The 10,043-nt window shown below is 70.8% G+C and carries 8 protein-coding genes and 1 pseudogene (1 of these 9 only partly in view); 4 read left to right on the forward strand and 5 right to left on the reverse strand.

Annotated elements, in window-relative coordinates; translation table 11 throughout:
* Nucleotides 1-326 precede the first annotated feature (326 nt).
* Nucleotides 327-1,037, reverse strand: a complete 711-nt coding sequence (locus MNOD_RS00860; protein WP_015926941.1) for a GyrI-like domain-containing protein — start codon at nucleotides 1,035-1,037, stop codon at nucleotides 327-329.
* Between the two features lie 170 nt (nucleotides 1,038-1,207).
* Between MNOD_RS00860 and dapF the strand changes: the two genes are divergently transcribed.
* On the forward strand, nucleotides 1,208-2,089 hold the full coding sequence (dapF, locus tag MNOD_RS00865; RefSeq protein ID WP_015926942.1) for a diaminopimelate epimerase: 882 nt from the start codon (nucleotides 1,208-1,210) through the stop codon (nucleotides 2,087-2,089).
* A complete protein-coding gene (mtaB, locus tag MNOD_RS00870) occupies nucleotides 2,089-3,327 on the forward strand; it encodes a tRNA (N(6)-L-threonylcarbamoyladenosine(37)-C(2))-methylthiotransferase MtaB (protein WP_015926943.1) in 1,239 nt (412 codons plus the stop codon). The genes dapF and mtaB overlap by 1 nt, the downstream gene beginning before the upstream one ends.
* Nucleotides 3,328-3,450: 123 nt before the next feature.
* On the opposite strand, the pseudogene MNOD_RS00875 reads toward mtaB, so the two are convergent.
* Nucleotides 3,451-4,430: pseudogene (locus tag MNOD_RS00875) on the reverse strand (IS110-like element ISMno29 family transposase).
* A gap of 328 nt (nucleotides 4,431-4,758) precedes the next feature.
* A complete protein-coding gene (locus tag MNOD_RS00880; RefSeq protein WP_015926944.1) occupies nucleotides 4,759-5,187 on the reverse strand; it encodes a PaaI family thioesterase in 429 nt (142 codons plus the stop codon).
* Nucleotides 5,188-5,261: 74 nt separating this feature from the next.
* Between MNOD_RS00880 and MNOD_RS00885 the strand changes: the two genes are divergently transcribed.
* The gene (locus tag MNOD_RS00885) at nucleotides 5,262-5,951 is read left to right on the forward strand and encodes a histidine phosphatase family protein (RefSeq protein WP_015926945.1); all 690 of its coding nucleotides are present in this window, start codon (nucleotides 5,262-5,264) and stop codon (nucleotides 5,949-5,951) included.
* A 19-nt stretch (nucleotides 5,952-5,970) separates the two neighbouring features.
* On the opposite strand, the gene MNOD_RS00890 is transcribed toward MNOD_RS00885, so the two are convergent.
* Nucleotides 5,971-8,169 carry a malate synthase G gene (locus MNOD_RS00890; protein WP_015926946.1) on the reverse strand — a complete coding sequence of 733 codons (2,199 nt, stop codon included), beginning with the start codon at nucleotides 8,167-8,169 and terminating at the stop codon, nucleotides 5,971-5,973.
* A gap of 320 nt (nucleotides 8,170-8,489) precedes the next feature.
* Between MNOD_RS00890 and MNOD_RS00895 the strand changes: the two genes are divergently transcribed.
* On the forward strand, nucleotides 8,490-9,212 hold the full coding sequence (locus tag MNOD_RS00895) for a DUF2076 domain-containing protein (protein ID WP_015926947.1): 723 nt from the start codon (nucleotides 8,490-8,492) through the stop codon (nucleotides 9,210-9,212).
* Between the two features lie 165 nt (nucleotides 9,213-9,377).
* Here the strand turns inward: MNOD_RS00895 and MNOD_RS00900 are convergent, their stop codons facing one another.
* Nucleotides 9,378-10,043, reverse strand: partial view of a L,D-transpeptidase gene (locus MNOD_RS00900; protein ID WP_015926948.1) — the 3' portion only. 126 nt of this gene lie beyond the right edge of the window; the window shows 666 of its 792 coding nt (coding positions 127-792); its start codon lies beyond the right edge, outside the window; it ends in the stop codon at nucleotides 9,378-9,380.

Here is a 10,043-nt window from a genome sequence, read left to right on the forward strand (position 1 = left end):
GTGGCGCGATCAGGAGGGAACCGGGGGCCGGTGAGGCGCCCATGAGCTTGCAAGCGGGAGATGGTTGGTCAGCTCGGCTGTCGTGACATGCCTCACTCCGGGGGATCCAAGGGCCGTTCGAGGTCACTGTGCTGATTGGGCGGCGTGTCGCGCACCACCACCTGGGCCGCGGTCGGCAGAGCCGCACCCGAAGGCCGAACATATGGATGCAACGGCAGAGCCGGACCGGGATTGTCCGCTTGCGAGAACGGGCCGTCCACATATGGGTCCCGGATCTCCTTCCGCTGCCGCTGCAGTCATCCGGGAAAGGGAGAGCGGGCAATGCCCTATTTCGGCAGCGCGTAGATGTTGACCTCCAGCCCGGTATCGGACGCGCTCTTCAGGTCCGTCAGATATTCCTCCACGAAGGCGTCCTGGACGATGATGCCCTTGGCGTCGAGATAGGCGGTCACGGTCTCGTAGGTCTGGTCGATCTCGTCGTAGGCGCCCTTGTGCACGAAGCGCAGAGCCTTGCCGCTCGGCGTGCTGCCGAAGCGCAGCTCGGCCGGAAGGCCGGCCGGCTTCGGATCGGGCACCTGCTCGATCGGGATCATCGCCTCGTACTGGAAGCCGTCGTCATCCGTGCGGGTGAAGACCGCGACCGGCCGCCCGACCGCCTTGATGCCCGCCTTGGCGAGGTCGGACTCGATGCGGGCGAAGCTGTCGCGCAGGGTCGGCACCGCCGCATCCCACTTGGCATTGCCCGAGACGATCGCCACGGGCTTGGCCGGCAGCGTGACCTCGTCGACGTCGGAGGGGTCGCCCGGTGCCTGGACGAGGGTCTGGCGCGCCCCGGCGGGCGGCGGAGCGGGCGGCACCGCCTTCTCGGGCAGCGGCGGCTGCGGGGCCTCGCCGGGCCGGGAGCCCTGTCCCGGATCGGTGGTCGTCGGCAGCGGATTGGCCTGCGCGGGCGGCTGCTGGGCACGCGGCGCGCCGGGCCCAGCCGCAAGGGCGAGGACGAGGCCGAGCGCGGTCAGCGGGAGACGGGAAACAGTCACGGGCGAGGCGCTCCGGTCGGGATCAGGTTCGGGCCCACGAATCGCGGCGCTCGCGAACGCGCCCGACCGTAATGCGGTTTCGGCGCCCCCGCGAGGCCGGTGCTCGCATGCACGGCCTTTTGGCGCCATATAGCAGCCGACCTGAACCGAAATCTGCCGAAGCCCCTGCCATGTCCCCTCTCGCGCATCGCCGGTTCCTGAAGATGAACGGCCTCGGCAACGAGATCGTGGTGCTCGACCTGCGCGGCACGCCCCACATCGTGCAGCCGCAGGAGGCGCGGGCGATCGCGGCCGATCCGCGCTCGCGCTTCGACCAGTTGATGGTGCTGCACGATCCCGTCACGGCCGGGACCGACGCGGCGTTGCGCATCTACAACACGGACGGCTCGGAATCCGGCGCCTGCGGCAACGGCACGCGCTGCGTCGCCTGGGCGATGCTGGAGGACCCCGTGATGGGGCGCCCGGCCGAGCGCCTGACCCTTCAGAGCCGGGCGGGGCTTCTCGCCGTCACGCGCGTCTCGGCCACCGACTTCACCGTCGATATGGGGCCGCCGCGGCTGCGCTGGGACGAGATCCCGCTTGCGGAGCCTTTTCCGGACACGCGGCGGATCGAGCTGCAGATCGGCCCGATCGACGATCCGATCCTGCATTCGCCCGGGGTCGTCAGCATGGGCAACCCGCACGCGGTGTTCTTCGTCGACCGCGACCCGGCGAGCTACGATCTCGCCCGCATCGGCCCGCTGCTCGAAGCCCATCCGATCTTCCCGGAGCGCGCCAACATCTCGGTCGCGCAGGTGCGGGGCCCCGAGCACATCGTCCTGCGGGTCTGGGAGCGCGGCGCCGGACTCACCCGGGCCTGCGGCTCGGCGGCCTGTGCGGCGCTGGTGGCCGCCGCCCGCCTGCGCCTCACCGGGCGCCGTGCCGTGGTGACGCTGCCGGGCGGCGATCTCGTCATCGACTGGGGCGAGGACGACCACGTCCGCATGACCGGCCCGACCGAACTCGAATGGGAGGGCACGCTCGCGCCGTCCCTGTTCGCCGGGGCCGCCTGATGCCCGTCGAGGTGCTGAGCTTCGGCTGCCGGCTCAACACGGCCGAGGGCGAGGTCCTGCGCCGGGCGGCCGAGACCGGACGGCCCGGGGAGGATCTCGTCGTCGTCAACACCTGCGCGGTCACCGCGGAGGCGACGCGGCAGGCACGCAAGGCGATTCGCGGCGCCGCGCGCCGCACGCCCGGCGCGCGGATCGTGGTGACGGGCTGCGGCGCACAGGTCGAGACCGCGGCCTATGCGGCCATGCCCGAGGTCGCCGCCATCATCGGCAACCATGCCAAGCTCAGCCCGGCCGCCTGGGCGGATCGCGCCGGAGGGCGGGTCCGCGTCGAGGACATCATGGCCGTGCGGGAGGCTGCCGCGGCGCCGACGCCCCGGATGCCCGGTCGCACCCGCGCCGTCCTTCCGGTGCAGAACGGCTGCGATCACCGCTGCACCTTCTGCGTAATTCCGTTCGGGCGGGGCCCTTCGCGCTCTCTGCCGGTGCAGGAGGCCATCGCACAGGCGCGCGCGCTCGTCGAGGACGGCGCCCGGGAGGTGGTTCTCACCGGCGTCGACCTCACCGCCTACGGGCGGGACCTGCCGGAAGCCCCGAGCCTCGGCGGGCTGGTGAAGGCGATCCTGCGCGCCCTGCCGGACCTCGACCGCCTGCGGCTCTCCTCCATCGATTCGGTCGAGGCAGATGCGGATCTTCTCGACGCCCTCGCGAGCGAGAGGCGACTGATGCCGCATCTGCACCTCTCGCTGCAGGCAGGCGACGATCTCATCCTCAAGCGGATGAAGCGCCGTCACGCGCGCGCAGATGCCATCGCCTTCTGCGAGACCGTGCGGCGCCTGCGGCCGGAGATCGTGTTCGGCGCCGACCTGATCGCCGGCTTTCCGACCGAGACCGAAGCGCAGTTCGGCCGCTCGGTCGCGCTCGTGGAGGAATGCGGGCTCGCGCATCTCCACGTCTTCCCCTACTCCCCCCGGCCCGAAACCCCGGCCGCCCGGATGCCGCAGCTTCCCGCAGAGATCATCCGCGACCGGGCCGCGCGCCTGCGCGCGGCCGGGGAAGCGGCGCTCGGCCGCCGCCTCGACCGGGAGGTCGGGCAGGTGCGGGCGGTGCTGGCCGAGCGCGGCGGCATCGGCCGCACCGAAGGGTTCCTGCCCGTCCGGCTGCCGGATGGCGTCGCGCCCGGGACTTTGCGCGCTGTTGCCATCACGGGGCATGACGGTCGGGTGCTCGCGGCGGCCTGATCCGTCTCCGGACGCTCGGTCCGGCGACCGGATCACCAAGGCGGCGCGGCAACTCACTGTGCTGGTTCCCGGATCTCCTTCCGCTATCGCTGCAGTCGTCCGGGAAAGCATCTGTGTTTGGCGTCAAGCCTGTTGGGGCTGATTTGGCGTCCAGAGGCGGTCCTGAGCGATGAGGCTGTTGGCCAGCACGGCGAGCTTGCGGGCCACGGCGATGATGGCGCACTTTGGCTTCTTGCCGTTGGCGATCAGGCGTTCGTGGAAGGCTTTCAGGCCGGCGTTGTGGCGGGCGGCCGAGAGCGCCGCGAGGTAGAGGACGCGGCGCACGGGCGGGCGGCCGCCCCAGATGACCCGCACGCCCTGGCGCGCGCCGGAATCGTCGGCGACCGGCGCCAGGCCCGCCAGCAGGCCGATCTGCCGGCTGCTGCAGGTGCCCAGCTCGGCCAGGCTGGCCACCAGGGTGGCCGCGATCGTGTCCCCGATCGAGGGGATCGAGACCAGGATGGCATGCCGCCGGGCCAGTCCGGGATCGGCCGCGATGAGCCGGCGGATCTCGCCGGCAAGGGCCTCGATGTCCGCGGCGATCCTGGCCAGACGGTCCTGGAGCTGGCGGATCAGGAACGGGCTTGCGGCCGCGGCCAGCTGGTTCTTGAGGGCGGTTTGTTCGGCCACGGCGCTGTCGCGGGCCGCGACCAGTTCCTGGAGCGCTTCGAGCGCGTCCGAGGCCGGCGGGCGCTGCGGGGGGCCATCACCGCGGCAAACTGCGCCAGCACGCGGGCATCGAGCCGATCGGTCTTGGCCCAGATGCCTTGCGCCTTGGCGAACATGCGCACCCGAAACGGATCGACGACGGCGACCGGCAGGCCCGAGGCATGCAGGCTGCGGCGGGTCTGGCGGTGCCACTTGCCGGTGGCCTCGACCACGACCAGCCCCAGAGCAAAGCGCCCAAGCCAGCGCTTGAGCTGCCGGATGCCGACCTCGGTATTGGCGAACCGCTGGGCTTGGCCGGAGGGGAGGACGTGGACGTCGAGCCAGCTCTTGCTGACGTCGATCCCCACGCTAGACTTGCCCGCGGTCTCTTGTTTGGACACTTCCTTGCCTTGCATACGGGACTTGCTCCCCAGCATCTGTTCAGGACAAGAGCCAGAGGGCGGCCGGATCCTGCTTTCCCACGGTGCCAATCCTAGAGGGAGATCGATCCCGGCCGCCCGCGTCGCGGCCGGTGGCCACCGGCCGCGACGCACCTCACAGCTTGGTGCGCTGGTCGGCCCGTCAAACATGCAAGAGGGAGCCGGAAGAGCGGAGAATCCGGGAAGGGGCGGAGAACTGTCCCACCTGAGCGAAGCTGCCATCCGCATGGCGCAGCAAGCAACCGGATGTCCGATGAGGCACGGAAGTCGAACCTGACGCGCCGGCCGCCCACCGCGTCGATGCTCATGACTCGCCCGGCCGGCGCGACGCCGGCTCCCGCAGCCCGGTCGGCTTGAACACGCCGCTCGCGCTCGCCACCAGCGTTCCGGCCTCGCCACGAACCTCCGCATCGCAGAACAGGATCGATTGGCCAGCGCGCACGACCCGCCCCTCGGCCAGGAGCACGCCACGCCCCGGCGACAGGAAGCGCGTCTGCATGTCGAGCGTCACCACGGGCCGCCCGGCGGTGAGCCGCGCCACCGTGCCCATGGCGATGTCGAGAAGCGTGCAGAGCACGCCGCCATGGGCGATGCCCAGATTGTTGGCGTGCTCGGGCCCCAGAACCAGGCGCAGATGCGTGCGCCCGTTCTCGAAGCGCAGGGCTTCGACCCCGCAGAGCCGCGCGAACGGAATCTCCGCTCCAAAGATCGTCCCGCCCTGCCCTTCATCCATGGCCTCGCTCCGCATCTTCGAAAGAACGGTATGGAGAGTTCGCCGTCCCGGCAATTCCCGCTATAGGTCGGGCCATGAGCCGATCCACCTCCCATTCCTTCGTCCGCACCCGCTGGTGGTGGGTGCGCCACGCCCCCGTGCGGGGCGACGGCGGCCGCATCTACGGCGGCTCCGACATTCCCTGCGACTGCGGGGACGCGCATGTCTTCGCGGGACTGGCCCCAGTGCTGCCGCGGGGCGCCATCTGGGTGTCGAGCCATCTCGGGCGCACCCGCCAGACCGCCGAGGCCCTGTGGCAGGCCGGCGACTTCTCGGTCGACGGGGCGGCCCCGGCCCTGACGGCCCTGCCGGCGCTCGCCGAGCAGAATCTCGGCGACTGGCAGGGGCAGGACCGTGCCCGCTTCTTCGCCGAGCGTCAGCCGATGGCGGAGAGCTACTGGTTCGCCCCCGCCGAGGAGCGCCCGCCGAACGGCGAGAGCTTCGCGGAGATGTGCGGCCGGGTCCATGCGGCCATCGCGGATCTCACCGACGAGCATCGTGGCCGCGACATCGTCGCGGTGGCGCATGGCGGCACGATCCGGGCGGCGATCGCCCTCGCGCTCGCGCTGCCCCCGCAGGGGGGCCTCGCCTTCGCGATCGAGAACTGCTCGCTCACCCGCCTCGACCATTACGACAGCCCGGACGGGTCCGGCTGGCGAATCGGCATGGTGAACGGGCAGCCCTGGCTCGGCGCCGGCCTCGAGGGCGGCGGGCCGGCAGCCTGAGCCCCGGCCCTGCCCTACCCTAGGCCGTCGCGCCCTCGCGGGCCTTTTCGGTCGGCGCTCCGGCGGCCTTGGCCTCGCGGCGCCGGGCGTGCAGAATCCATTCGGTGTAGCCGTTCGGCTGGACGCGGCCCTTGAAGACGAGGTCGCAGGCAGCCCGGAAGGCCGGGCCGTCGAAGGCGGGAGCCATCGGCCGATAGAGCGGATCGCCGGCATTCTGCCGGTCCACCACCTTCGCCATGCGCTTGAGCGTCTCCACGACCTGCTCCTCGCTGACGACGCCGTGGTGGAGCCAGTTGGCGATGTGCTGCGAGGAGATGCGCAGGGTCGCCCGATCCTCCATCAGGCCGACATCGTGGATATCCGGCACCTTGGAACAGCCGACGCCCTGGTCGATCCAGCGCACCACGTAGCCGAGGATGCTCTGGGCGTTGTTGTCGATCTCCTGCTGCACGTCGTCGGGCGCGAAGTTCGAGCGCGCGAGCGGGATCTGCAGGATCTCGGCCAGGGCCGAGCGGGGCCGGCGCGCCAGCTCCTCCTGGCGGGCGTGCACGTCCGTCTCGTGATAGTGCAGCGCGTGCAGGGTGGCGGCCGTCGGCGAGGGAACCCAGGCCGTGCTGGCACCGGCCTTCGGGTGCGCGCCCTTCTGCATCAGCATGTCGGCCATGGCGTCGGGTGCCGCCCACATGCCCTTGCCGATCTGCGCCCGGCCGAGCAGGCCGCAGGCGAGGCCGACATCGACGTTGTTCTCCTCATAGCCCTTGATCCAGGGCGTCGCCTTCATGTCGTTCTTGCGGATGACCGGACCCGCCTCCATCGCGGTGTGGATCTCGTCGCCGGTGCGGTCGAGGAAGCCGGTGTTGATGAACACCACCCGCTCGTCGGCGGCCTTGATGCAGGCGGCGAGGTTCACCGTGGTGCGGCGCTCCTCGTCCATGATGCCCATCTTGAGCGTGTTGCGCTCGAGCCCGAGCATCGCCTCGACCCGGCCGAAGAGCTCGACCGCGAAGGCGACCTCCTCGGGGCCATGCATCTTCGGCTTGACGATGTAGACGGAGCCCTTGCGGCTGTTGCGTAAGCCCGACTCGTTGCGCAGGTCGTGGATCGCGATCATCGCCGTCACGGCGGCGTCGAGGATGCCCTCCGGCACCTCGTTGCCCTCGGCGTCGAGGACCGCGTCCGTGACCATGTGGTGGCCGACATTGCGCACCAGCATCAGGCTGCGGCCGGGCACCGTCACTTCGCCGCCGTTCGGCGCGGTGTAGTGGCGGTCGGGATTGAGGCGGCGCTCCATCACGCGCCCGTCCTTCTCGAACCGCGCCGAGAGGGTGCCGTTCATCAGGCCGAGCCAGTTGCGATAGACCTCGACCTTGTCGTCGGCATCCACCGCGGCGACCGAATCCTCCAGGTCCATGATGGTCGAGATCGCCGATTCGATCAGGATGTCGGCGACGCCCGAGGCGTCGAAGCGGCCGATCCGGTGCGTGCGGTCGAGGACGATCTCGATATGCAGGCCGTTGTGGCGCAGAAGCAGGGCCGAGGGCATGCTGGCCCGGCCGCGATAGCCCACGAAGGCCTCGGGCCGCGCCAGGGGGATGGTCTCGCCGGTATTCATGTTGCCGACGAGGCCGCCATTCTCGACCGCGTAGGTCACCACGTCTGCGTGGCGCCCGCCGGCGAGCGGAACGGTGCGGTCGAGAAAGGCGCGGGCGCGGGTGACGACGCGGGCGCCGCGGGTGCGGTTGTAGCCCGGGCCGCGCGTCGCGCCGCCCTCCTCGGAAATCGCGTCCGTGCCGTAGAAGGCGTCGTAGAGCGATCCCCAGCGGGCATTGGCGGCGTTGAGCGCGTAGCGGGCGTTCGAGACCGGCACCACGAGCTGCGGACCCGCAATTGTGGCGATCTCGTCGTCCACATTCTCGGTCCGGGCCTTCACGGGGCCGGGATCGGGCAGCAGGTAGCCGATCTCGCGCAGGAAGCGCTCATATTCGGCGGCGTCGATCGGCCGGCCGACCCGCTCACGGTGCCACGCGTCGATGCGGTCCTGCAGGGCGTCGCGCTTGGCGAGCAGCGCGCGGTTCTTCGGCGTGAGATCGCGCAGGATGGCGGCGAGCCCGCCCCAAAAGACCTCCGGCGATACGCCCGTGCCCGGCAGCGCCTCGCGGACCACGAAATCGTGGAGCACCCGCGCCACCTTCAACCCGCTGACCGTCTGTCGATCCATCATCGTCCTCCCGGCGGCAAGCCCGTCACGCGTGCCGCGCGCGCCGTCCTTAACAGGCGAATCCGGGGCCAGATAGGCACCTCGGCGCTCCACGCCCGCGCCCGGCGCGCGGAACCATTTCAATTCTCGCGAACTGTCAGGGTGAGTGGAGCATGGCTTTGCCCGCGCGGCGGGATGATCGAACGTGACCAAAACGTAATGCAATCGGGGCGGCAAAACGTCGAGGTTTGGCTATCGGCCCCCGTGACAAACAGCAATGCCCCTCCCATCTGGAGGTCGCCGGGAGGTTCGCCGCCCGGTGCCGAGAGGAGTACGACTCCATGAACAGCGAAGAACGCGACGTCATCAACGGCATTTTCCAGCGTCTCGAGCAGGCCGCGCAGCAGCCCCGCGATGCCGACGCGGAGCGCTTCATCGCCGACAAGCTCCGGGCGCAGCCCTACGCACCCTACGCGATGGCGCAGCTGATCTATGTCCAGGAAGAGGCGATCAAGAGCCTCAACCAGCAACTCGAACAGGCTCGCGCCGAGCTGCAGCAGGGTCAGGGCGCCGGACAGGGGTCGGGCGGCGGCTTCTTCTCCAGCATCTTCGGCGGCGGATCGCGACAGGAGCCGCCGCGGCAGAGCGCGTGGGGCGGTCAGCCCGGCTACGGGCAGCAACCGCCCGGCTACGGGCCCGGCGGCTATCCGCAGCAGGGCGGCTACGGACAGCCCGGATACGGGCAGCCGGGCTACGCGCCCCAGCAGGGCGGCCCGTGGGGCGGCCAGCCCGCGCCTCAGCGGAGCGGCTTTCTGGCTTCGGCCCTGCCGATGGCGGCGGGCGCCGCGGGCGGCATGCTGCTCGGCAGCGCGCTGGCGAATGCCTTCAGCGGCGGGCATTCGCAGCTCGGCAGCCTGGGCGCGGCCGACCTCGGCGGCGCGGCTGGCGCGCAGAATGCGGGCGGCGAGGATTTCGGCGCTCCGCTCGGCGGCGGCGCCGACTTCCAGGACGCCTCGTTCGATGACGGGGACGGGGATTCGGGCGGCGGGGACGATTGGGTCTGACGCCGGAACCCTGACCGAACGTCCAGAACCCCCGCTGCGGCGACGCGGCGGGGGTTTCGCATCTTAGAGCAGGATCCGTTCACGGTGGAACGGCTTCTGCTCTCGCTCTTTCGGGTCTGTCGCATTGTCTGCGACGAACCGGCATCCACTTCGTCGGAAAATGCTCTAGCTGACGATGACGGTGGCGCCGACCGGAACCCGCTCGTAGAGGTCGATCACGTCCTCGTTCATCATGCGGATACAGCCCGACGACACGGATTGCCCGATCGTGTGCGGCTCGTTGGTGCCGTGGATGCGGTAGAGCGAGGAGCCGAGATAGAGCGCACGCGCACCCAGCGGGTTGGCGGGCCCGCCCTCCATGTGGCGGGGCAGGTCGGGGCGCCGGCGCAGCATCTCGGGCGGCGGCGTCCAGTCGGGCCACTCGCGCTTCTGCGTGATGGTCTTGATGCCGGCCCAGGTGAAGCCGGGACGCCCGACGCCGATGCCGTACCGGATCGCCTGACCGCCGGGCTGCACCAGATAGAGGAAGCGCGAGGTGGTATCGATCACCACGGTCCCGGGCTTCTGGCCGCCCGCATAGGGAACGATCTGGCGCCGATAGCGTCCGTCGAGCGCACGGCCGATCCCGGCGGCGTCCTCCGGCAGGCCCTGCGGCAGGGCCGCCATACGGGTGCGCGGAGGGGTGGGCTCGTAGGCCGCCATCGGCGACGCGCGCACGAGGTCGCCCGAGCGCAGGGACGTCGCATAGGCCGGCGCCATGCCTTGCTCGCGCGGGATCAGCGTGCCATCGGCGGCCACGGGAGCCGGCCGAAGCGGACGGGCGACGCTGCC

This window comes from Methylobacterium nodulans ORS 2060, assembly GCF_000022085.1.
Taxonomy (GTDB): domain Bacteria; phylum Pseudomonadota; class Alphaproteobacteria; order Rhizobiales; family Beijerinckiaceae; genus Methylobacterium; species Methylobacterium nodulans.